Origin of the sequence: Bacillus sp. B28 (genome assembly GCF_029536185.1) — a bacterium.
Classification (GTDB): domain Bacteria; phylum Bacillota; class Bacilli; order Bacillales; family Bacillaceae; genus Bacillus; species Bacillus halotolerans.
This window is the reverse complement of the sequence record NZ_CP120511.1, coordinates 3779978-3801909: the sequence shown is the minus strand read 5'-3', so window position 1 is coordinate 3801909 and position 21932 is coordinate 3779978. Positions and strand designations below refer to the sequence as shown.

The 21932-nt window shown below is 46.3% G+C and carries 22 protein-coding genes; 20 read left to right on the top strand and 2 right to left on the bottom strand.

Features of this window, described 5'->3' with window-relative positions:
* Window positions 1-13: 13 nt before the first annotated feature.
* From P3L57_RS18975 to P3L57_RS18910, 14 genes are all read left to right on the top strand, one after another.
* Window positions 14-1183 (top strand): DegT/DnrJ/EryC1/StrS family aminotransferase, encoded by a 1170-nt coding sequence (locus tag P3L57_RS18975; protein ID WP_059335183.1) that lies wholly within the window; start codon window positions 14-16, stop codon window positions 1181-1183.
* Window positions 1184-2053 (top strand): GNAT family N-acetyltransferase, encoded by an 870-nt coding sequence (locus tag P3L57_RS18970; protein ID WP_059335182.1) that lies wholly within the window; start codon window positions 1184-1186, stop codon window positions 2051-2053.
* A complete protein-coding gene (locus P3L57_RS18965; protein WP_199397826.1) occupies window positions 2053-3174 on the top strand; it encodes an N-acetylneuraminate synthase family protein in 1122 nt (373 codons plus the stop codon). The genes P3L57_RS18970 and P3L57_RS18965 overlap by 1 nt, the downstream gene beginning before the upstream one ends.
* Window positions 3167-3907, top strand: a complete 741-nt coding sequence (locus P3L57_RS18960; RefSeq protein ID WP_264798216.1) for a cytidylyltransferase domain-containing protein — start codon at window positions 3167-3169, stop codon at window positions 3905-3907. Before P3L57_RS18965 ends, P3L57_RS18960 begins: the two co-directional genes overlap by 8 nt.
* A gap of 1 nt (window position 3908) precedes the next feature.
* Entirely contained in the window at window positions 3909-4928 is a 1020-nt protein-coding gene (locus P3L57_RS18955; protein ID WP_264798215.1) for a PseG/SpsG family protein, read from the top strand.
* A gap of 24 nt (window positions 4929-4952) precedes the next feature.
* Window positions 4953-5690: a sugar phosphate nucleotidyltransferase gene (locus P3L57_RS18950; RefSeq protein ID WP_059292292.1), complete on the top strand. Its 738-nt coding sequence runs from the start codon at window positions 4953-4955 to the stop codon at window positions 5688-5690.
* A 2-nt stretch (window positions 5691-5692) separates the two neighbouring features.
* Complete coding sequence (gene rfbB / locus P3L57_RS18945) at window positions 5693-6640, top strand: dTDP-glucose 4,6-dehydratase (protein ID WP_010332324.1); 948 nt, start codon at window positions 5693-5695, stop codon at window positions 6638-6640.
* A 13-nt stretch (window positions 6641-6653) separates the two neighbouring features.
* A complete protein-coding gene (gene rfbD / locus P3L57_RS18940) occupies window positions 6654-7505 on the top strand; it encodes a dTDP-4-dehydrorhamnose reductase (protein WP_044159877.1) in 852 nt (283 codons plus the stop codon).
* The gene (locus P3L57_RS18935) at window positions 7498-7953 is read left to right on the top strand and encodes a dTDP-4-dehydrorhamnose 3,5-epimerase family protein (RefSeq protein ID WP_010332322.1); all 456 of its coding nucleotides are present in this window, start codon (window positions 7498-7500) and stop codon (window positions 7951-7953) included. The genes rfbD and P3L57_RS18935 overlap by 8 nt, the downstream gene beginning before the upstream one ends.
* A 327-nt stretch (window positions 7954-8280) precedes the next feature.
* The gene (gene bslB / locus P3L57_RS18930) at window positions 8281-8745 is read left to right on the top strand and encodes a biofilm surface layer hydrophobin BslB (protein ID WP_059335176.1); all 465 of its coding nucleotides are present in this window, start codon (window positions 8281-8283) and stop codon (window positions 8743-8745) included.
* A gap of 183 nt (window positions 8746-8928) precedes the next feature.
* On the top strand, window positions 8929-10203 hold the full coding sequence (rocG, locus tag P3L57_RS18925; RefSeq protein WP_044159872.1) for a glutamate dehydrogenase: 1275 nt from the start codon (window positions 8929-8931) through the stop codon (window positions 10201-10203).
* A gap of 229 nt (window positions 10204-10432) precedes the next feature.
* Complete coding sequence (pruA, locus tag P3L57_RS18920) at window positions 10433-11980, top strand: L-glutamate gamma-semialdehyde dehydrogenase (protein WP_069486761.1); 1548 nt, start codon at window positions 10433-10435, stop codon at window positions 11978-11980.
* A 71-nt stretch (window positions 11981-12051) separates the two neighbouring features.
* The gene (locus P3L57_RS18915; protein ID WP_264798214.1) at window positions 12052-13752 is read left to right on the top strand and encodes a M20 family metallopeptidase; all 1701 of its coding nucleotides are present in this window, start codon (window positions 12052-12054) and stop codon (window positions 13750-13752) included.
* Window positions 13752-15164 carry an amino acid permease gene (locus P3L57_RS18910; RefSeq protein ID WP_069486763.1) on the top strand — a complete coding sequence of 471 codons (1413 nt, stop codon included), beginning with the start codon at window positions 13752-13754 and terminating at the stop codon, window positions 15162-15164. Before P3L57_RS18915 ends, P3L57_RS18910 begins: the two co-directional genes overlap by 1 nt.
* 80 nt (window positions 15165-15244) lie before the next feature.
* Here P3L57_RS18910 and P3L57_RS20800 read toward each other — a convergent pair whose 3' ends face one another.
* Together P3L57_RS20800 and P3L57_RS20795 are read right to left on the bottom strand one after the other, a co-directional pair.
* Window positions 15245-15439 (bottom strand): hypothetical protein, encoded by a 195-nt coding sequence (locus P3L57_RS20800; protein WP_069486764.1) that lies wholly within the window; start codon window positions 15437-15439, stop codon window positions 15245-15247.
* Between the two features lie 35 nt (window positions 15440-15474).
* Complete coding sequence (locus P3L57_RS20795) at window positions 15475-15630, bottom strand: hypothetical protein (protein ID WP_254665046.1); 156 nt, start codon at window positions 15628-15630, stop codon at window positions 15475-15477.
* 212 nt (window positions 15631-15842) lie between these two features.
* On the opposite strand from P3L57_RS20795, the gene P3L57_RS18895 reads away from it, so the two are divergent.
* From P3L57_RS18895 to bacE, 6 genes are all read left to right on the top strand, one after another.
* A complete protein-coding gene (locus P3L57_RS18895; protein ID WP_044159865.1) occupies window positions 15843-17081 on the top strand; it encodes an MFS transporter in 1239 nt (412 codons plus the stop codon).
* A 150-nt stretch (window positions 17082-17231) separates the two neighbouring features.
* Complete coding sequence (bacA, locus tag P3L57_RS18890) at window positions 17232-17846, top strand: prephenate decarboxylase (protein ID WP_044159864.1); 615 nt, start codon at window positions 17232-17234, stop codon at window positions 17844-17846.
* Window positions 17836-18543 carry a 3-((4R)-4-hydroxycyclohexa-1,5-dien-1-yl)-2-oxopropanoate isomerase gene (gene bacB, locus P3L57_RS18885; protein WP_044159862.1) on the top strand — a complete coding sequence of 236 codons (708 nt, stop codon included), beginning with the start codon at window positions 17836-17838 and terminating at the stop codon, window positions 18541-18543. The genes bacA and bacB overlap by 11 nt, the downstream gene beginning before the upstream one ends.
* 2 nt (window positions 18544-18545) lie before the next feature.
* Window positions 18546-19307 carry a dihydroanticapsin 7-dehydrogenase gene (bacC, locus tag P3L57_RS18880; protein ID WP_069486765.1) on the top strand — a complete coding sequence of 254 codons (762 nt, stop codon included), beginning with the start codon at window positions 18546-18548 and terminating at the stop codon, window positions 19305-19307.
* Between the two features lie 22 nt (window positions 19308-19329).
* Window positions 19330-20748: an alanine--anticapsin ligase gene (gene bacD / locus P3L57_RS18875; protein ID WP_069486766.1), complete on the top strand. Its 1419-nt coding sequence runs from the start codon at window positions 19330-19332 to the stop codon at window positions 20746-20748.
* The gene (gene bacE / locus P3L57_RS18870) at window positions 20745-21926 is read left to right on the top strand and encodes a bacilysin exporter BacE (RefSeq protein ID WP_069486767.1); all 1182 of its coding nucleotides are present in this window, start codon (window positions 20745-20747) and stop codon (window positions 21924-21926) included. The genes bacD and bacE overlap by 4 nt, the downstream gene beginning before the upstream one ends.
* The last annotated feature ends 6 nt before the right edge of the window (window positions 21927-21932 follow it).

Below are 21932 nucleotides of genomic sequence, written 5' to 3'. Positions count from 1 at the left end.
GGAGCGCAAAGAAATGGTGCAAAAGAGAAATCATTTTCTTCCTTATTCCTTGCCGCTGATCGGAAAGGAAGAAATTCAGGAGGTCACAGAAACGCTTGAATCCGGATGGCTTTCCAAAGGCCCGAAGGTTCAGCAGTTTGAAAAGGAGTTTGCCGCGTTTGTCGGTGCTAAGCACGCCGTGGCGCTGAATTCATGTACCGCTGCTTTATTTTTGGCTTTAAAAGCAAAAGGGGTCGGACCGGGTGATGAAGTCATCACCTCTCCACTGACGTTCAGCTCAACCGCCAATACGATTATTCATACCGGAGCAACGCCGGTGTTTGCGGATATAGATGAAAAGACGCTTAACATTGATCCGGAAAAGCTTGAGGCGGCGATCACACCGCGGACGAAAGCCGTTGTACCCGTCCACTTTGGCGGGCAGTCCTGTGACATGGACGCGATTTTAGCCATTGCTCAAACACACGGTCTATTTGTGCTCGAGGATGCGGCGCATGCAGTATACACCACTTATAAGCAGAGAATGATCGGCTCCATCGGGGATGCGACAGCATTCAGCTTCTACGCGACCAAAAACCTGGCGACAGGGGAAGGCGGCATGCTGACGACGGATGATGAGGAGCTTGCCGACAAAATCAGGGTTCTGAGCCTTCACGGCATGAGCAAAGGCGCGTGGAACCGTTATTCTTCAAATGGCAGCTGGTACTATGAGGTCGAGTCGCCCGGCTACAAAATGAACATGTTTGATCTGCAGGCGGCGCTCGGGCTTCATCAGCTGAAACGGCTGGATGACATGCAAAAACGGAGAGAAGAGATCGCGGGTCAGTATCAAGCCGCTTTTCAGCAAATCCCGGGGCTGATCACGCCGTTTGTTCATAACGAAGGACGGCACGCCTGGCATTTATATGTCCTGCAAGTTGATGAAAAACAGGCCGGCGTCACTCGGGATGAAATGATTACGGCTCTAAAGGATGAATACAATATCGGGACCAGTGTTCATTTTATCCCAGTGCATATTCATCCGTATTATCAAAAGGAATTCGGGTTTAAGGAAACAGACTACCCGCTCGCCATGAAGTATTACAAACGCACCCTGTCACTCCCGCTGTATCCATCAATGTCTGACGAAGATGTCAACGACGTGATAGAGGCCGTGCGGGACATCGCAAAAGGGGCTGGTTAGGTGTATACGATAAAAGAGAATGTTTCCAAAGAGGCGATCATGGAATTTCTCCAAAGCAAACAGATGACACTTGACGGGTCGTATCAATTTTCGATCGGCCTATTTGAAAACAGCCAGCTTCAAGGCGTGATGCTGTATGAAGACGCTCTTTGGGAAAGCAAAATGCTTCAGAAAAAAGTCATGAACGTAAAGCTTCTCGCGGCTAACAGCACAGGACAGCTAAAACAGCTATTTCAGGCCTTTTATTCTGTTCGGCAAACGGATGAAACGGATTTTGTGTTTGTGCGTGTACCGGCAGAGGATATCGGAGCAGTACATGTCATTCAGCAGCAGCCGTCCTCTTATTTTGTCGGCAGTTTGCTTAAACTGGCGAAGACCCCGTCTATATATGAAAAAACGCCGCCATTTTTTGAACTGGTTCAGCCTGAGCCTGGAGACACCGAAGAGATTTGCCAGTTAGCCAGCAACGCATTTATGAAAAGCAGATATTTTCACGATCCTTATCTCAGCCGTGAGGCGGCGAACAAAATCTTTCAAGAGTGGACACGAAACAATCTGATGGGGAGAGCGGATATCAATATTGCCGCTAAATATAATGGGGAAATAATCGGCTACCTGCAAGGTTTATCAAAAGGTGATGAGTATGCGCTTGATTTGATGGCTGTGAAGCCGGGGTATGAAGGCAAGCGTATCGCGTTTCATTTATTGGCGAATCTCATAGAACAACCGGAGACGCTGAAGCATAAAACGGTAACAGCGGGGACGCAGCTTCATAATGTCAGAGCGATACGCCTATATGAAAGAATGGGCTTCACCGCTGTTCAATCATATTACTATTATCACATTTGGCCGGGCAAGGAGGCGAAATAATGGCAGGTTTTCAGATCGCAAATAAAACTGTCGGCAAAGATGCTCCCGTTTTTATCATTGCCGAGGCAGGAATTAATCATGACGGAAAATTGGATCAGGCCTTTGCACTGATTGATGCCGCGGCGGAAGCGGGTGCAGATGCCGTGAAATTTCAAATGTTCCAGGCTGATAAGATGTATCAGAAGGATCCAGGATTATACAAAACGGCTGCGGGCAATGATGTATCAATTTTTTCTCTCGTTCAGTCCATGGAATTGCCCGCGGAGTGGATTAATCCGCTTTTGGACTACTGTCGCAAGAAACAGGTGATCTTTTTAAGCACGGTGTGTGATGAAGGATCAGCTGATCTGCTGCTTTCCACTTCTCCAAGTGCTTTTAAAATCGCATCCTATGAAATTAACCATCTCCCGCTGCTCAAGTACGTCGCCCGCATGAACAGGCCGATGATTTTTTCGACAGCCGGAGCGGAAATTGCTGATATTCATGAGGCTTGGCGCACCATCAGAGCAGAGGGCAACCACGAAATTGCCATTATGCATTGTGTGGCGAAATACCCTGCACCGCCTGAATACAGCAACCTCAGTGTGATCCCGATGCTTGCCGCCGCTTTTCCGGATGCGCTCATCGGTTTTTCGGATCATAGCGAGCACCCGACAGAAGCGCCATGTGCCGCGGTCCGGCTCGGCGCCAGACTGATAGAAAAGCATTTTACTATCGATAAAAACCTGCCGGGGGCTGATCATTCATTTGCATTAAATCCGGATGAATTAAAGGAAATGGTCAAGGCCATCAGGGAAACGGAAGCCGAACTGAAACAAGGCATCAGGAAGCCAGTTTCTGAAAAGCTGCTGGGCAGTTCATACAAAACAACAACTGCCATTGAGGGTGAAATCAGAACATTTGCATACAGGGGAATTTTCACAACGGCTCCGATTCAAAAAGGTGATGCCTTCAGCGAAGACAATATTGCCGTGCTCCGCCCCGGACAAAAGCCTCAGGGGCTGCACCCGAGATTTTTTGAGCTATTGACCGGCGGTGTGCGTGCGGTAAGGGACATCCCGGCAGACACAGGCATTACATGGGAAGATATTTTAACGAAGGACAGCCCGTCCCATGGTTGACATACTTTTTATCGTGCAGGCGAGAATGGGATCGGAACGCCTTCCTGGAAAAGTACTGCGTCCGCTTGGCTCGGAGCATTTACTCGATATTCTCGTTCAGCGCGTACGGCAAAGCTCGTTCTATCAAAAGGAGCGCGATAATCTTGTCATCGCTACATCTGACAAAAAAGCCGACGATGTATTAGAGGCACACTGCATCAAGAACGGCATTCGCGTTTTCCGCGGCAGTGAGGAACGGGTTCTCGACAGATTTGCGCGCGTCATAAAGGCTGTGAAACCGGAAGTCGTCATCCGCTTAACGGGGGATAATCCGTTTGTCGATCCAGAGTTGCTCGATATGATGATTTCAGCTCATCTTGATCAAGGTGCGGATTATACGTATATCCTGAACACGCCGTTAGGCATTTGCGGTGAAGCGGTGAGCGCCAAGCTTTTGCTCGATATCAGCGGCATCAAAATGCTGGAGGATAAATACCAAGAGCATGTCACCTTGTATGTCCGGAAACATCCCCATCTTTACCGTTTGCAGTTTTTAGAGGCTCCGGAACAGCTCTGCGCTCCTCAATATCGGCTGACCGTCGATACGGAGGAAGACTATCAATTGGTCTCAGCCCTCTATCAAAAAGCAGGCGAGCGCCCTGATGTCTCGGCTGCAGAGTTAATCAGCCTGCTGAACCAGCACCCTGATCTGGCGGCGATGAACGGTATGACAAAGCAAAAAGAGGTTGAGTAGCATGCATATCGGGATATTCGCAGACGGCGGGTTCGAGAAAGGAATGGGGCACGCCGTTCGAATGAAAAGGCTTGCGGAAGAACTCAAACAACGCTGTTCCATTACGTTTTACACAAATGACGAGTCTGAACAATTTCTTCAAGAAGAGTACTGGCAGGTCATCGTAAATCCGGAGCTTCAGCAAAATGAATGTATTCTCCGGGAAATAAACGATAAAAAGCTCGATCTGCTTTTATTCGATATCCTTGGTGCACCTGTCGATTTATTAACAAAAATAAAAGCAGGCACAGATGCCAAAATCGTTCTGTTCGAAGAAAAAAATGAGAGAGCGATAGGTCAAAGTAATGCGGTCATTAACGGAATTTACGGCGATGTCAGAAGCAAGGTTTACGATCAGGGAAACACCCGTGTCTATGAAGGTCCGGATTATCTTATTCTCCACCCTGCCTTTCAAGCCGCAAGAGCTGATTACGCACTTAAGGAAGACTGCCGCAATATCCTTGTTGCATTAGGAGGAAGCGATCCAAAGCAGCTTGTTTTTAAAGTGATAGCAGCGGCCGATCAGCTCCCGGACAGGAAACACAAGAAAATGATTTTTATCATGGGCAGCGCTTCACCGCATCAAGAGGCGGTCCGTAAATTGATTCAAAACAAACCCCAATACGCACTAATCGAGCAGACAAATGACATGGCTATGTTTATGAAGCAAGCAGATGCAGCCATTGTCGCCGGCGGCATCTCGCTTTATGAAGCGATCTGTATCGGCGTGCCGTGCCTCGTGCTTTCTCAGGTTGCCCATCAAACCGCAACCGCTGCAAAATTTGCGGAACATGGCGCCGCTCTTGATCTCGGCTTGGGAGAGAATGTATCCGTCGAAAAGCTTGCTTATCATATGTCACAAATATTCAGCAGCTATCCTCTCCGTCTTTCTCTGCACGAGGGAGGAAGGCCGCTCGTAGATGGAAAAGGAATGAAACGGGTATCAGCCATTCTTTATGATTTGCTTGATGATAAGATATAAAAATGCACGTAAGGAAGTGTTAATGTGAAAGGTGTCATTTTAGCCGGAGGAAACGGCTCACGCCTTATGCCCTTAACCAAAGCTGTCAACAAGCATTTGCTTCCTGTAGGCCCTTATCCGATGATTTACTGGTCGATAATGAAGCTTGAGGAAGCCGGAATTAAAGAGATTTTACTCATTAGCCAAAAAGAGCACATGCCGCAGTTTTATAAGCTGCTGGGAAGCGGGGAGGAGCTTGGCGTCTCTGTCACTTATCAAGTGCAGCCCGCCGCATCGGGAATTTCAGATGGGTTATCATATGCAAAACGCTTTACCGGAAAGGAGCCTTTCATTTTATTATTAGGTGATAATATATTCGAAGATTCATTAAAGCCTTATACGGAGCGATTTCAACAGCAGGGAAAAGGGGCGAAAGTGCTTCTGAAAGAAGTGGATGATCCAGAACGTTTTGGGATTGCTGAGATTGATGAGAAAAACAAGCACATTCGATCCATTATTGAAAAACCTGCACATCCGCCGACCAACCTTTGTGTAACCGGCATTTACATGTATGATGCAGAGGTGTTTTCGTATATTGAACAAATATCACCATCCAAGCGCGGCGAGCTGGAAATCACCGATGTAAATAATTTATACATTGAAAACAGCAAGCTTACGTATGATGTGTTATCGGGCTGGTGGGTCGATGCAGGAACACACGAATCTCTTTATCTCGCCTCCCGGCTGGTACATCAGGCTTTACAGAAAGGACAGGACGAATAGCTATGGCAAAATCATATTTCATTACAGGCGGGGCCGGATTCATAGGGCTCACATTTACAAAGCTCATGCTGAAGGAAACGGATGCGCGCATTACCGTTCTAGATAAATTAACGTATGCCAGCCACCCGCAGGAAATCGAAAAACTAAAGGGAAACAGCCGGTTTCGGTTTGTAAAAGGTGATATCAGCATTCAGGAGGATATCGACCGGGCGTTTGACGAGACCTATGACGCCGTGATTCATTTCGCCGCGGAATCGCATGTAGACAGAAGCATCTCCCAAGCGGAGCCGTTTATCACAACGAATGTCATGGGCACATACCGTCTGGCTGAGGCAGTCTTACAAGGAAAAGCCAAAAAGCTGATTCATATTTCAACAGACGAGGTGTACGGGGATTTAGAAGCGAATGATCCCGCATTTACGGAAACAACGCCGCTTTCTCCTAACAACCCTTATTCCGCGAGCAAAGCGAGCTCTGACCTTCTTGTTCTATCGTATGTGAAAACACACAAACTGCCGGCTATTATTACACGCTGCAGCAACAATTACGGACCATATCAGCATAGTGAAAAAATGATCCCAACGATTATCCGCCATGCAAAACAAGGCTTGCCGGTTCCGCTCTACGGCGACGGACTTCAGATCAGAGACTGGCTTTTTGCAGAGGACCATTGCCGCGCCATCAAGCTTATTTTAGAAAAAGGAACCGACGGTGAGGTGTATAATATCGGCGGCGGAAATGAACGCACCAATAAAGAGCTGGCGAGTATCATCATGAAACATTTGGGCTGTGAGGAATTGTTTGCTCACGTCGAAGACCGAAAAGGGCATGACAGGCGCTACGCGATCAATGCGTCAAAGCTGAAAAATGAGCTTGGCTGGCGGCAGGAAGTGCCGTTTGAAGAAGGCATTGCGCGCACGATTCGCTGGTATACAGACAATGACCGATGAGAAGGTGATCCGATTGACAAAGGTATTGGTAACCGGTGCGGGCGGACAGCTTGGCTTGGAGCTGTGCCGCCAGCTGAAGCAAGCCGGATATGAGGTCATTGCGTTAACAAAGCAGATGATGAACATCGCCGATCAGCGTTCTGTACGGCATTCGTTCGGGCATTATCAGCCGGATATCGTGGTCAATACCGCCGCGTTTACCTCCGTCGACAAATGCGAGACGGAGCTGGATAAAGCATACTTGATCAACGGAGTTGGCGCTTATTACACAGCGCTGGAGTCATCCCGCATCGGAGCGCAATATGTTCATATCAGCACGGATTATGTATTTGACGGGAAGGGGACCCAGCCATACAGGGAAGACGGCCACCTTGACCCGAACACCATCTACGGTAAAAGTAAAAAACTCGGAGAAGAGCTGATCCAGTTAGCAAGAACCGACAGCACGATCATCAGAACATCGTGGGTGTATGGAAAAAGCGGCAGCAATTTTGTTCATACGATGCTGAAGCTCGCAGAAACAAAACAAGAGCTGCGGGTTGTGAACGATCAAATCGGCTCGCCGACCTATACCAAGGATTTGGCGGAAGCGATCATCAAGCTATTCAGTCATCCGCCGGGTATCTACCATGTCAGCAATTCAGGCATATGCAGCTGGTATGAGTTCGCAAAGGCCATTATGGAAGAAAGCGGGCTGAACACAACGATTACGCCCGTGACGACAGAGGAATACGGGAATTCGACACCCCGGCCGGCTTACTCTGTGCTGAGCCACCGGGCCATTGAAGAAGCCGGCATACGCCCGCGCCACTGGCGGGAAGCTTTACGGGAATTTTTGCAGGAAAGGAGCAGTGCGCGTGATTGAAGGAGTCAAGGTTAAGAAGCTGACAAAGCATTGTGATGACAGAGGTTTTTTTGCCGAACTGGTTCGCGATGATGAGAACCTTCTTGAGCATTTTGGGCAGGCGTCTTGGTCCAAAAGCTATCCGGGTGTGATTAAAGCGTTTCATTATCACGAGAAGCAGGACGATCTCTGGTTCTTCCCGACCGGCCACGCTCAGGTTGTCCTTTATGACCTGCGGGAGGATTCAGAAACAAAGGGAGAAACTGATGTCTATTATATGGGAGAAGACAACCCGATGCTGTTATTGATTCCAAAAGGCGTCGCTCACGGATACAGAGTGCTGGGCGAAACGCCCCTGACAATTATCTATTTTACGACAACCTCGTATAACCCTGATCAGCCCGATGAAAAAAGAATCCCATGGAATGATGAGACAATCGGTTTTAACTGGAATACCGAATTTAAATAAGTCATAGAGCAGTTATCCATCGAAGATCATGAGGCATCTTCGACTTTTTTTGTCCTGTTTTGATATCAGGACAAAAGACAGGGATAACAGGCGCATATTTTACTAGATACGGATCAGAAACAGTCTATTAGCATCTTGTGTATATAGGATGAATTTATTACATCATGCCAAGTGTTAATATTCGCAAAAAAACATTTACTTCCATGGAAAATGGTGATAGATTAACTTTTAAGAAAAAGAAATGGTAATTCGCGAGTTACGGTAAAACGCTTTTTCTGCAGAGGACGCTCTGGCCAAATTCCAACCGTGATTTGAGGAGGAAATGTCATGTTAAAAAGAACTTCATTCGTATCTTCATTTTTCATCAGTTCAGCTGTCCTGCTATCAATCTTGCTTCCTTCAGGCCAAGCGCATGCACAGTCTGCATCAATTGAGGCAAAAACCGTAAACAGTACAAAAGAATGGACGACTTCAGATATTGAAGTGACTTATAAACCAAACGCAGTGCTTTCTCTGGGAGCAGTCGAGTTTCAATTTCCTGACGGATTCCACGCGACAACAAGAGATTCTGTGAATGGAAGAACACTGAAAGAAACACAGATTTTAAACGATGGAAAAACGGTCAGGCTCCCGCTTACTCTTGATTTGTTAGGGGTGTCTGAATTCGATCTTGTCATGGTGCGCAAAACGCTTCCGCGTGCAGGCACATACACGATTAAAGGCGATGTGGTAAACGGTCTGGGAATCGGCAGTTTTTATGCTGAAACGCAGCTGGTTATCGACCCTCGTTAATATCAATAGAAATGATCAGGGGCTGGTGTGATATCAGCCTCTTTTTTTGTATGGTTAAAAAACTGGTACGAATCTTGCATGTAGATAAGGGTGAACCCAATCAAGAAAGGAATTGATCGATTACAGTTTTTTAAAAGCGCTTACATTTTTCTGAAGATAAAAATATGATGAGGTGAAAAAAACATGTCAGAAAAACAAATCACAAAGGATGAAGAAAAAGAAGCTCTCAATTTATTTCTGTCTACGCAAGCGATCATAAAGGAAGCCCTGCGGAAATTGGGCTATCCGAGCGAAATGTATGAATTAATGAAAGAGCCGATGAGAATGCTCACTGTACGAATTCCGGTGAAAATGGATAACGGCAGTGTGAAAGTGTTTACAGGCTATCGTTCACAGCACAATGACGCGGTTGGCCCGACAAAAGGGGGTGTGCGTTTTCATCCCGAGGTGAATGAAGAGGAAGTAAAGGCGCTATCGATTTGGATGACGCTCAAATGCGGGATCACGAATTTGCCGTACGGCGGCGGAAAGGGCGGCATTATTTGTGATCCGCGGACGATGTCGTTTGGAGAGTTGGAACGGCTGAGCCGGGGGTATGTCCGCGCCATCAGCCAGTTAGTCGGCCCGACAAAGGATATTCCCGCGCCCGATGTATACACCAATTCGCAAATTATGGCGTGGATGATGGACGAATACAGCCGGCTTCGGGAATTCGATTCCCCGGGTTTTATCACAGGAAAACCGCTCGTTTTAGGCGGCTCACAGGGCCGGGAAACAGCAACCGCTCAAGGCGTAACCATTTGTATAGAAGAAGCGGTTAAGAAAAAAGGAATCAAGCTGCAAAACGCGCGCATCATCATACAGGGCTTTGGGAACGCAGGCAGTTTTCTGGCTAAATTTATGCATGATGCCGGCGCCAAGGTTATCGGGATTTCGGATGCCCACGGCGGGCTGTACAACCCGGATGGCCTCGATATTCCTTATTTGCTCGATAAGCGGGACAGTTTCGGAATGGTCACCAATTTATTTACTGATGTCATCACAAATGAAGAGCTGCTCGAACAAGAATGCGATATTTTAGTGCCGGCGGCTATTTCAAATCAAATCACAGCCAAAAACGCCCATAACATTAAGGCCTCAATTGTGGTCGAAGCGGCTAACGGGCCGACGACAATCGACGCGACAAAGATTTTGAATGAAAAAGGCGTACTCCTGGTGCCGGATATACTGGCGAGTGCAGGCGGCGTAACGGTTTCTTACTTTGAATGGGTTCAAAACAACCAAGGATATTATTGGGCAGAAGAAGAGGTTGCTGAAAAGCTGCGAAACGTGATGGTCAATTCATTTGAAACGATTTATCAGACCGCGGCCGCACACAAAGTCGATATGCGCTTGGCGGCTTACATGACGGGCATCAGAAAATCTGCAGAGGCGTCTCAATTCCGCGGATGGGTTTAGGGGGGATAATCCCCCTTTCTCCTGCAAAATAATTTTGCATTTTTGTTTGCATATGGCATGAAAATCGCAAAATGATTTTGCGCGTTATATTTATAAAAGGAAAAATGTTTAGATTTCTGACAAAGTTCTCTGTGATTCTACAAGTTTTTTTGTGAAAAGACGAAATATTGGTACGAATCTTGCTTTTATATTCGTATGAAGACATATTACATAACGAGGGGGATTACATATGACCGTTTCATATGCGCACGAACCATTCACTAATTTTAAGGAAGCAAAGAATAAAACAGCCTTTCAAGAATCACTGACCTTTGTAAATACTCAGCTCGGCAAGCATTATCCGCTTGTCATTAATGGAGAACAGATCGAAACGGATCGTAAAATTGTTTCGATTAATCCGGCTAATAAGGAAGAAGTGATCGGCTACGCCTCAATGGCTAATCAAGAGCTTGCTGAAAAAGCGATGCAATCGGCGTTACAGGCATTTGAATCGTGGAAAAAACAAAGACCGGAGCACCGCGCGAATATCCTTTTTAAAGCTGCGGCTATTTTGCGCAGAAGAAAGCACGAATTTTCAAGCTATCTTGTAAAGGAAGCGGGAAAACCGTGGAAGGAAGCAGATGCTGACACAGCGGAAGCAATAGACTTTTTAGAATACTACGCGCGCCAAATCTTAAAGCTGAAGAACGGAGCTCCGGTAAAGAGCCGGGCAGGCGAGTACAATCAATATCATTATGAAGCGCTTGGCGTCGGCATTGTCATTTCGCCATTTAATTTCCCGCTCGCCATTATGGCAGGGACTGCTGCGGCTGCGATTGTCACGGGGAATACGATCTTGCTGAAGCCGGCAGATGCTGCGCCAGTAGTGGCCGCTAAATTTGTCGAGGTGATGGAGGAAGCGGGTTTACCAAACGGCGTTCTCAATTACATTCCGGGAGACGGAGCGGAAATTGGTGATTTCTTAGTAGAACACCCTAAAACAAGATTTGTATCATTTACAGGCTCCCGTGCGGTCGGCTGCCGGATTTACGAGCGTGCCGCAAAAGTGCAGCCGGGCCAAAAATGGCTGAAACGCGTGATTGCTGAAATGGGCGGGAAAGACACAGTGCTTGTCGACAAAGATGCCGATTTGGATCTTGCTGCCTCTTCTATCGTTTACTCCGCATTCGGGTACTCAGGGCAAAAATGTTCAGCGGGTTCCCGTGCAGTGATTCATCAGGATGTCTATGATGAAGTCGTAGAAAAAGCAGTTGCGCTGACCAAAACGCTGACAGTCGGAAGTCCGGAAGATCCTGATACGTATATGGGGCCTGTGATTCATGAAGCTTCCTACAATAAAGTCATGAGCTACATTGAAATCGGCAAGTCTGAAGGCAAGCTTTTGGCCGGCGGAGAAGGCGATGATTCAAAAGGCTACTTTATTCAGCCGACGATCTTTGCAGATGTTGATGAACATGCGCGTCTCATGCAGGAAGAAATCTTCGGGCCGGTTGCTGCCATCTGCAAAGCGCGTGATTTCGATCATATGCTTGAGATTGCAAATAACACAGAATACGGACTGACAGGCGCTCTGCTGACGAAAAACCGTGCGCACATTGAACGGGCTCGCGAGGATTTTCATGTCGGAAACTTATACTTTAACAGAGGCTGTACCGGAGCTATTGTCGGCTATCAGCCATTCGGCGGGTTTAATATGTCCGGAACAGACTCAAAAGCAGGAGGTCCGGATTATTTAATTCTTCATATGCAGGCGAAAACAACGTCCGAAGCGTATTAATTGAGAAAACCGAAATAGTGCGATTGTTTTTAGATCGCACTATTTACATGTTTGGATGAGGGGGATGATGTATGCTCTATACAAAAATCAGTCACATGCCGCTGGCAGAACGGGTTGAGACACTGACAAAGTCTTTGGTCAGCCTCAGCAGTGTAAACGGCACCATCGGCGAAGGGACGAAAGCAGATTTTATCAAAGAAGTCATCATGAGCTATCCTTACTTTCAGGAACATCCTTGCCATGTATGGGAACAGGCTATTCCTAATGACCCGTACAACCGGAAAAATATTTTTGCGTTTGTGGAAGGCAGCGGGGGAAGCCGGAATACTGTCATTTATCACGCCCACTTGGATACGGTGGGAATTGAAGATTTCGGCCCGCTTAAGGATATCGCTTTTGATTCTGGAAAATTGGCTGAGTATTTCTCCAACTACGACTTTGATGAAGACGTTCAGCGGGACGCCAAGTCGGGTGAGTGGATGTTCGGCAGAGGCTCTGTCGACATGCAAAGCGGCATCGCGGTGCATTTGTCCAATCTCCTGCACTTTTCAGAGAACCCCAAAGCATTGCCGGGAAATCTATTATTTATGGCAAACCCGGATGAAGAAAGTCAGCATGCCGGTATTCTCGCCAGTATTTCTGAGCTGAACCGATTAAAAAAGGAAAAACAGATTCAGTATCTGGCTGCCATTAATACCGATTTTATTACGCCGCTGTACGATGGTGATTCAACAAGATATATCTATACCGGAGCCGCGGGAAAGCTGCTGCCTTGCTTTTATATATCCGGCCGGGAAGTGCATGTCGGAGACACGCTTGCTGGCATCGATCCAAATCTCATTTCTTCTGAAATCACAAGACGCATCCACAACAATATTCATTTAGCAGAAAAGATTGAAGGCGAATTGGTTCTGCCCCCATCCTGCTTGTATCAGCGTGATAACAAGGAAGCCTATAACGTCCAAACCGCCGTCAGCAGCTATTTGTATTTCAATTATTTTATCTATGAAAAAACAGCAAAGGAAGTCATGGACCAGCTTACCCAAGTCGCTGAGGAGGCGTGCCGGGACACAGAGCGGAAATTATCAGAGTATTATGAAGAATATCTGAAGCGAACAAATCTTCCGAAGAGACATTTGTCTTGGGATATTCAAGTCTTCAGTGTGGATCAATACATGGAAAAGCTAAGAAGCCGCGGCGTCGATCCTGAGCAGTGTATAGAGCAAGCATTCAAAGCCAATGAGCACCTTGAACTGCGCATGAGATGTTTTCATGCAATTGAAGAACTCCAAAAGCTTGATCCCGACCAGGGCGCAAAAGTCATTCTGTTTTATGCTCCTCCTTATTTACCGCATAACTATTTAAAAGAAGAAAGCACAAGAGACCAGCTATTGCAGCATGTGATCAAAGAAGCGGTGGACAAAACCGCCGAAACGACAGGCGAAACCTTTGTTTTCAAAAAGTTTTTCCCTTACTTGGCAGACGGCAGCTTTTTATCGCTGCATGAAACCGATGACGAAATTAATTCCTTTATCAGAAACTTCCCGGGGTGGGAGATGATTGGAACCATTCCGTTCAAAGACATACGGAAACTGAACATTCCTTCCATTAACATGGGTGTATACGGGAAAGACGGACATAAATGGACTGAAAGAGTATACAAGCCGTACACATTTCATGTATTGCCTGATCTGATACAGCAGACCACTGTTCACCTTTTGCAAAGCTATCGGATGAATATCAGCACAAAAGAGCCGAAGGGAGAAGGATGATGCAGGATCATAAAAACGAATTGCAGCGCAGTATGAAAAGCCGGCATTTGTTTATGATTGCCTTGGGCGGCGTCATCGGCACCGGTCTGTTTTTAGGTTCCGGCTTTACGATCAGCCAGGCGGGTCCTCTCGGAGCCATTGCCGCCTATATGATTGGCGGATTTTTAATGTATCTGGTCATGCTTTGTTTAGGGGAGCTGGCTGTCGCCATGCCGGTGGCCGGGTCGTTTCAAGCCTACGCCACAAAGTATTTGGGACCGTCGACAGGTTTTATGATCGGCTGGCTGTATTGGTTCAGCTGGGCGAATACAGTCGGCTTGGAGCTAACGTCAGCGGGCATTTTGATGCAAAGATGGCTGCCCTCCGTGCCGATCTGGATATGGTGTCTCGTTTTCGGTGTTATCATCTTTTTGATTAATGTGCTGTCTGTCCGAAGCTTTGCGGAAATGGAATTTTGGTTTTCGAGCATCAAAGTGACAGCGATCATATTATTTATCGTGATCGGCGGGTGCGCCGTGTTTGGCTTGATCGATTTTAAAGGCGGTCAGGAAACGCCTTTTCTGTCTCATTTCATGACTGATAAAGGACTGTTTCCAAATGGCGTGCTGGCTGTTATGTTTACGCTGGTTATGGTCAATTTCTCATTTCAGGGGACAGAGCTGGTCGGAATTGCGGCAGGGGAGAGTGAAAGTCCGGAAAAGACACTGCCAAAGTCCATTCGAAATGTCATCTGGCGAACGCTGTTTTTCTTTGTGCTGGCTATGTTCGTCTTGGTTGCCATTCTGCCGTATGAAAAGGCTGGGGTGATTGAGAGTCCGTTTGTAGCGGTGCTTGATCATATCGGCATCCCATTTGCGGCTGATATGATGAACTTTGTCATATTAACGGCGATTTTATCTGTTGCCAATTCTGGTTTATATGCAGCCTCGCGTATGATGTGGTCGCTTTCAACAAACAAAATGGGCCCGGCCCTTTTAACGAGACTGACCAAAAAAGGGGTGCCAATCAATGCCCTGCTGATTACGATCGGGATTTCCGGCTGTTCGCTGCTGACTAGCGTCATGGCTGCAGAAACCGTGTATTTGTGGTGTATATCAATCTCTGGCATGGTGACAGTTGTCGCGTGGATGTCCATTTGCGCCTCGCAATTTTTCTTTCGCAGGCGGTTCCTCGCTGAAGGCGGAAACGTGAACGACCTGGAATTCAGAACCCCTCTTTATCCGTTGGTGCCGATTCTTGGGTTTGTATTATACGGATGCGTATTGATAAGCCTTATCTTCATCCCAGATCAAAGAATCGGCTTGTACTGCGGTGTACCACTCATTATTTTCTGCTATGCGTACTATCATCTGAGCATCAAGAAGCGCTTACAAAATGAACCGCTGAAAAAAGAGCAAACAGAAGCGCAATAGAAAAAGCTCTCCGGGAGACCGGAGAGCTTTTTTACGCGTTACGTCTGACAAGAAACACATAGGATAATATCGCGAGCACATCAAAGCCGAATATACTCAACGCCATCGGCCACGCGTTTTCTTCCCAGGCAACACCGGCGAGCGCCGTTGATGGCAAACAGCATGCTGAACATCTGAGCCGACACACCGTATATGTTTTGCAGGATAAACGGCGAACCGGAAATATACCCAAACATGCCGATCCCGATAAAGGCCTGGCTGAAAGCAAAACCCATAAACGCCCGGCCGCCAAGCAAGTGCCGAAATGTGATCAGCTTTCAGGCAGTGATTCAGGCAATGCGGTCAGAACCGTGACAAAATAAAAACACCCGACCCCGGCCAGCACGATAAACACAGTTGACCAGTCAGCAAATTGAAGGATGAATCCTTCCGAAATCGGAGTAACTGTTGAATAACCTTGATTCATCACCTGACCCGACATAAAAAATGCATTACTATAGCATATCCCAGGATATGTTTTTGTTTTATTTTAAATTTGAAACAAGAAATCCCTTATTCATATTTGAATGTAAATAATAAAAAGAAAATTATTTTCGTTCGAATTGTAAATTGTAAATAAAGGATGCTAAACTATAATTCAACTTTATTTTAAGATTCCGGAAGAGGTGTTAAGGGAGAATGAACAGTAAACAAAACAATCACATCAAATCAAAACATCATTTTCCGCTATTTCTTGCGCTGGCTTTAACAATGGGCGTATTTGCGGCTGGATCTGAAGAGCTTGTCATTTCACCGCTGCTTCCTGATTTAGCAGATGCCTTCAACTCAGATGTCAGCGTGCTTGCGCTATCTATCAGTATATATGGGATCATGATCTTTATCGGTGCCCCGCTGCTGGTGCCTTTAGGGGATAAATACTCGAGAGAACTGAGTTTAATGCTGGGACTCGTGATCTTTATTATAGGAACCGTGATATGCGCTTTGGCGCAAAATATCTTTTTCTTCTTTTTAGGACGTGCGCTTTCAGGGTTGGCGGCAGGTGCGTTTGTCCCGACCGCTTACGCAGTTGTCGGGGATCGTGTTCCGTATACCTATCGGGGCAAAGTGATGGGTCTGATCGTCTCAAGCTGGTCGCTTGCACTGATTTTCGGCGTGCCGATCGGATCGTTTATAGGTGGCGTCTTACATTGGAGATGGACATTCTGGATTTTCGCCTTGATGGGTGCACTTGTTGTTTTGCTCGTTCTATTTGAAATGCGCCGCCATAACGATAATAAAAGCACCGTCCAGGAGGAAAAAGACGAGCCGGCGGGGACATTTCGAGACGCGCTTAAAGTGCCGCGTGTTCCCGTTTATATCATAATCACTTTGTGCAATATGATTGGTTTTTACGGTATGTATTCGTTTTTAGGCTCTTACCTACAGGACGTTTTTACCGGAGGCAATACGGCTGCCGGCTTATTTATTATGATTTATGGCATCGGGTTTTCCATGAGTGTCTTTACAGGTAAGATTGCCGACCGCATTGGAAAAATGCGCTCTCTGATCATTGCGCTGGCGGTCATCAGCGTTCTGCTGGCTTGTATCGCGTATGCGCCCGCATCAATGCCTCTGCTAATCATCAGTCTATTCATCTGGGGGTTAATGCAAAGCTTGACGGTGACGCTGCTCAGCACCATTTTGAGTGATTGCTCAGAGCGTCATCGCGGGAAAATTATGGCGTTTTACAGCCTTGCCTCAAATTTGGCTGTGACATTAGGTTCTGCTTTGATGGGACCTGTATATGTGGAATACGGGTATGCAGCTGTCGGATTGATTTGCGCCATCATTACAGTGCTCGGTTTTGTGCTCAGTGTATTCGCCTATAAAAAGTACGGAAAGCATGAGCAGAAAGCAGATCATTCCTTATCCCAATAAACAAAGTTTCTAAATTCCTATAACAAAAAACCCTTTCTTAAGGGTTTTTCTGTTTGTATGGGAATAATTATCAGTATTTTCAAAAAATGTTGACAGTTCGATCTCTGCTGGATAAAATTTACTTAAAATTTAAAAGATTGGTTGGTGCTCATGATTATATTGGATAATAGCATTCAAACAAAAAACAAAGCTTATTCAATATCAAAACTGATTACAGTCAACACGCTCGGCCCAGAAGGGACAAGCAGTGAGTACGCAGCAAAGCATTTCATCTCTAATTTTACTCTTCTCCAGGGGCTAAACAGTAAATTATCTTTGCATGATACATTTGAATCATGCATCGAAAGGACTCTTCAAAGCCCGCTGGAATATACCATCGTTCCACATGCTTACGACGGCATTAAACATTTCTACATGAGGCCGGATTTGCAGCTTTTGCAAATCTTCAGGTGCGATACACCGATGTACGGCCTGGCTGTCCGTCCTGATTTCACATTCAGCGACGACATGCTTGACACATCTGTTATTGTTTCACATCCATCACCTATCAATTTAATTAAATATTTTACCCGCAAAGACGTCAGGTTCGAGCTGGTCAACTCAACCAGCGCCGCAGCAAAAAAAGTAAAAGAAGGTCTTTCTGACATTGCTTTAACCAATGAACTGGCAAGACAAAAATACGGGCTCAAGTTTGTTAAGACATTTAAAAGCATTCCTATGAGCTGGTCATTATTCGGAAAAGGAGACGTTGATTATGAAAACTGAACAAGATGTGAAGGAGATTTATTTCCCGACACCAAAATTAATAGAGTGGGAGAACGGAGTGAGACAGTATTCCACCGTCCGCGGCGATACTGAAGTGCTAATGTCCTACGTTCCGCCGCATACTAACGTTGAACCGCATCAGCATAAGGAAGTCCAAATCGGCATGGTCGTTTCTGGCGAGCTGATGATGACTGTCGGAGATGTGACGAGAAAGATGACAGCTTTGGAATCTGCGTATATCGCGCCGCCGCATGTGCCTCACGGGGCAAGAAACGACACGGACCAAGAAGTCATTGCTATTGATATCAAGCGGCTGAAAGCTGATGAAACATATACAAGTCCTGAGGACTATTTTTTGAATATTTTCAAAACAAGAGACCTATTGCCGGGCATGGAAGTCACGTTCTTTGTTGAGGACTGGGTGGAGATCATGCTGGCCAAAATCCCTGGAAATGGCGGAGAAATGCCTTTCCATAAACATAAGAATGAACAAATCGGCATCTGCATTGGCGGCGGATACGACATGACCGTCGAAGGCTGCACAGTCGATATGACATTCGGCACAGCCTATTTCTGTGAGCCGCGGGAAGATCACGGCGCCATCAACCGTTCCGAAAAAGAATCAAAATCGATTAATATCTTCTTCCCGCCGCGCTACAACAGAGCAAAAGCAAAAAAAATAAAGGCGGATGAGTGATCATGAACCTCACCGATAAAACCGTCCTCATAACAGGAGGCGCATCAGGCATCGGCTATGCCGCGGTTCAAGCTTTTTTGAACCAGCAGGCAAATGTGGTTGTGGCGGATATTGATGCAGCACAGGGAGAAGTCATGGTCCGGCAAGAAAATAGTGACCGGCTGCACTTTGTGCAAACAGATATAACAGACGAAACTGCCTGCCAGCACGCTGTTCAATCGGCAATTGATACATTCGGAGGATTAGATATTTTAATTAATAATGCGGGGATCGAAATCGTGGCGCCTATTCATGAGATGGAGCTGAGCGATTGGAATAAGGTGCTCCAAGTCAATCTGACGGGCATGTTTTTAATGAGCAAGCACGCACTCAGGCATATGCTGACTGCCGGCAAAGGCAATATCATTAATACGTGCTCTGTCGGCGGAGTCGTGGCATGGCCTGATATCCCGGCATATAACGCCAGCAAAGGCGGCGTGTTGCAGCTGACAAGGTCAATGGCTGTTGATTACGCCAAACATCAAATCCGCGTTAATTGTGTATGTCCGGGGATTATTGATACGCCATTAAATGAGAAATCCTTTATGGAAAATAATGAAGGCACACTTGAAGAAATCAAGAAAGAAAAGGCGAAGGTGAATCCGATGCTAAAACTTGGAAAACCTGAGGAAATAGCAAACGTTATGCTGTTTTTAGCCTCTGATTTATCAAGCTACATGACCGGAAGCGCCATCACCGCAGACGGAGGATATACCGCACAATAGAGAGAGAAGGAGTGTTTTACATATGGAGAGAAAAACAGTTTTGGTTATCGCTGATCTTGGAGGCTGCCCGCCGCATATGTTTTATCAAAGCGCAGCTGAAAAATATAACCTGGTCAGCTTTATTCCGAGACCATTTGCCATTACAGCTTCCCATGCGGCACTTATTGAAAAATACTCGGTCGCGGTCATAAAGGATAAAGATTATTTTCAGAGTATCACAGATTTCGAACATCCCGATTCCATTTACTGGGCGCATGAGGATCATGACAAACCCGAAGAAGAGGTAGTCGAGCAAATCGTCAAGGTTGCCGAAATGTTTGGAGCGGAAGCCATCACAACAAACAATGAATTATTCATCGCTCCGATGGCGAAAGCCTGTAAACGTCTCGGCTTAAGAGGAGCGGGTGTACAAGCTGCCGAAAATGCCAGAGATAAAAATAAAATGAGGGCAGCGTTTAATAAAGCCGGGGTCAAAACAATCAAAAACAAACGGGTCACAACCCTTGAAGATTTCCGCTCCGCGCTGAAAGAGATCGGCACGCCGCTCATCTTAAAACCGACATATTTGGCGAGTTCAATCGGCGTGACGCTGATTACAGACACCAAAACAGCAGAAGCTGAGTTTAACAGAGTCAATGATTTCCTGAAATCCATTAATGTGCCGAAGGCGGTAACGTTTGAAGCCCCGTTTATTGCGGAGGAATTTTTACAGGGAGAATACCCGGACTGGTATCAAACTGAGGGATACTCCGACTATATCAGCATAGAAGGGATCATGGCGGACGGAGAATATTTTCCAGTCGCGATTCATGATAAAACACCGCAAATCGGATTTACGGAAACATCGCATATCACGCCGTCCATCTTGGATGATGAAGCGAAAAAGATCATTATTGAAGCGGCCAAAAAAGCAAATGAAGGGCTTGGGCTGGAAAACTGCGCGACACATACAGAAATCAAGTTAATGAAAAATAGAGAAGCCGGTTTAATAGAGTCTGCGGCCAGGTTCGCCGGATGGAATATGATCCCGAATATTAAAAAGGTCTTCGGCGTCGACATGGCGCAATTATTGCTGGATGTTCTCTGTTTCGGAAAAGACGCCGATCTTCCGGATGGATTGCTGGAGCAAGAACCTTGCTATATCGCCGACTGTCATTTGTACCCGGAGCATTTCAAACAAAACGGGCAGCTTCCTGAAGCGGCGGAGGATATGATCATTGAATCCATCAACATTCCGGATGGGCTGCTGAAGGGAGATACGGAACTTGTTTCTTTCTCGGCTGCGGCACCAGGTACGACTGTTGATTTGCGCCTGTTTGAAGCCTTTAATTCCATTGCCGCATTTGAACTGAAAGGCAGCAATTCCCAGGATGTAGCCGATTCAATTAAACACATCCAGCAGCATGCGAAGCTGACTGCGAAGTATGTGCTGCCGGTATGAAACAGTTAAAGCCAAATTCTAAATACTTGCTTTACGGGCAGGCGCTTTCGTTTATGGGAGACTATTGTGTTCTCCCGGCCCTGCTCATTTTGTCTACATATTATCACGATTATTGGGTGACGTCGGGAGTCATCGCGGTCAGAAGCATTCCGATGGTGTTTCAGCCGTTTTTAGGAGTGCTCGTTGACCGCTTGGACAGAATTAAAATTATGCTGTGGACGGATGTCATCAGGGGCATCATCTTTTTGGGGCTCACCTTTCTCCCAAAAGGCGAGTATCCGCTGGTTTTTCTGGTCCTGCTGTTTGTCTCTTACGGGAGCGGCGTATTTTTTAATCCGGCGCGTCTCGCGGTCATGTCTTCTCTGGAATCAGATATTAAAAATATCAATACCTTATTCGCTAAAGCCACGACCATTTCTATTATTGTCGGGGCGGCCGCCGGGGGGTTATTCCTGTTAGCCGGGTCTGTAGAGATGGCTGTTGCCTTTAACGGTGTGACATACCTGGTTTCAGCGTTTTTTATCAGGCGAATTAAGCTGCAATTTGTCCCGATTCAGTCTGAAAATATAAAAGAAGCCTTTCAGTCTTTTAAAGAAGGGCTGAAGGAAATCAAAACCAATTCATTCGTGTTAAACGCCATGTTTACGATGATTACGATGGCAATGCTTTGGGGGATCGTGTACAGCTATTTTCCGATTGTCAGCCGCTTTTTGGGTGACGGGGAGATCGGCAACTTTATCCTTACCTTCTGCATCGGCTTCGGCGGTTTCATCGGAGCGGCGCTTGTCAGCAAGTGGGGCTTTAACAACAATAAAGGCTTGATGTACTTTACCATTTTATCAATCGTTTCGCTGGCGCTGTTTTTATTCACGCCTATTTTCGCTGTATCTGTCATTGCTGCCATTCTCTTTTTCATCGCCATGGAATATGGGGAAGTGCTTGCAAAGGTTAAAGTTCAGGAAAATGCGGCGAACCAGATTCAAGGGCGTATTTTTTCGGTGGCTGAAGCGTCCATTGGCTTGTGCATTTCGATTGGTTCCATGCTTATCAACGTGTTAGAGGCTCCTGTCATCATGGGGCTGATTGTTATCATGGTAAGCGGTTTGTTTTTGCATACGAAGCTGGTGAACAAGTCTTTTTTGGAACGGGATAAAAAAACTGAGCAAATTCACTTATAAGGAGTC

What these genes read in the sequence shown, in the direction of transcription:
- pruA (WP_069486761.1), top strand. Translation starts at nt 10,433, where the DNA reads ATGACCGTTTCATATGCGCACGAACCATTCACTAATTTTAAGGAAGCA.
- P3L57_RS18955 (WP_264798215.1), top strand. Translation starts at nt 3,909, where the DNA reads ATGCATATCGGGATATTCGCAGACGGCGGGTTCGAGAAAGGAATGGGG.
- rocG (WP_044159872.1), top strand. Translation starts at nt 8,929, where the DNA reads ATGTCAGAAAAACAAATCACAAAGGATGAAGAAAAAGAAGCTCTCAAT.
- P3L57_RS18895 (WP_044159865.1), top strand. Translation starts at nt 15,843, where the DNA reads ATGAACAGTAAACAAAACAATCACATCAAATCAAAACATCATTTTCCG.
- bacB (WP_044159862.1), top strand. Translation starts at nt 17,836, where the DNA reads ATGAAAACTGAACAAGATGTGAAGGAGATTTATTTCCCGACACCAAAA.
- P3L57_RS18965 (WP_199397826.1), top strand. Translation starts at nt 2,053, where the DNA reads ATGGCAGGTTTTCAGATCGCAAATAAAACTGTCGGCAAAGATGCTCCC.
- P3L57_RS18910 (WP_069486763.1), top strand. Translation starts at nt 13,752, where the DNA reads ATGCAGGATCATAAAAACGAATTGCAGCGCAGTATGAAAAGCCGGCAT.
- P3L57_RS20800 (WP_069486764.1), bottom strand. Translation starts at nt 15,439, where the DNA reads ATGGGTTTTGCTTTCAGCCAGGCCTTTATCGGGATCGGCATGTTTGGG.
- P3L57_RS20795 (WP_254665046.1), bottom strand. Translation starts at nt 15,630, where the DNA reads ATGAATCAAGGTTATTCAACAGTTACTCCGATTTCGGAAGGATTCATC.
- P3L57_RS18960 (WP_264798216.1), top strand. Translation starts at nt 3,167, where the DNA reads ATGGTTGACATACTTTTTATCGTGCAGGCGAGAATGGGATCGGAACGC.
- bacA (WP_044159864.1), top strand. Translation starts at nt 17,232, where the DNA reads ATGATTATATTGGATAATAGCATTCAAACAAAAAACAAAGCTTATTCA.
- bacC (WP_069486765.1), top strand. Translation starts at nt 18,546, where the DNA reads ATGAACCTCACCGATAAAACCGTCCTCATAACAGGAGGCGCATCAGGC.
- bacE (WP_069486767.1), top strand. Translation starts at nt 20,745, where the DNA reads ATGAAACAGTTAAAGCCAAATTCTAAATACTTGCTTTACGGGCAGGCG.
- P3L57_RS18915 (WP_264798214.1), top strand. Translation starts at nt 12,052, where the DNA reads ATGCTCTATACAAAAATCAGTCACATGCCGCTGGCAGAACGGGTTGAG.
- bslB (WP_059335176.1), top strand. Translation starts at nt 8,281, where the DNA reads ATGTTAAAAAGAACTTCATTCGTATCTTCATTTTTCATCAGTTCAGCT.
- P3L57_RS18975 (WP_059335183.1), top strand. Translation starts at nt 14, where the DNA reads ATGGTGCAAAAGAGAAATCATTTTCTTCCTTATTCCTTGCCGCTGATC.
- rfbB (WP_010332324.1), top strand. Translation starts at nt 5,693, where the DNA reads ATGGCAAAATCATATTTCATTACAGGCGGGGCCGGATTCATAGGGCTC.
- bacD (WP_069486766.1), top strand. Translation starts at nt 19,330, where the DNA reads ATGGAGAGAAAAACAGTTTTGGTTATCGCTGATCTTGGAGGCTGCCCG.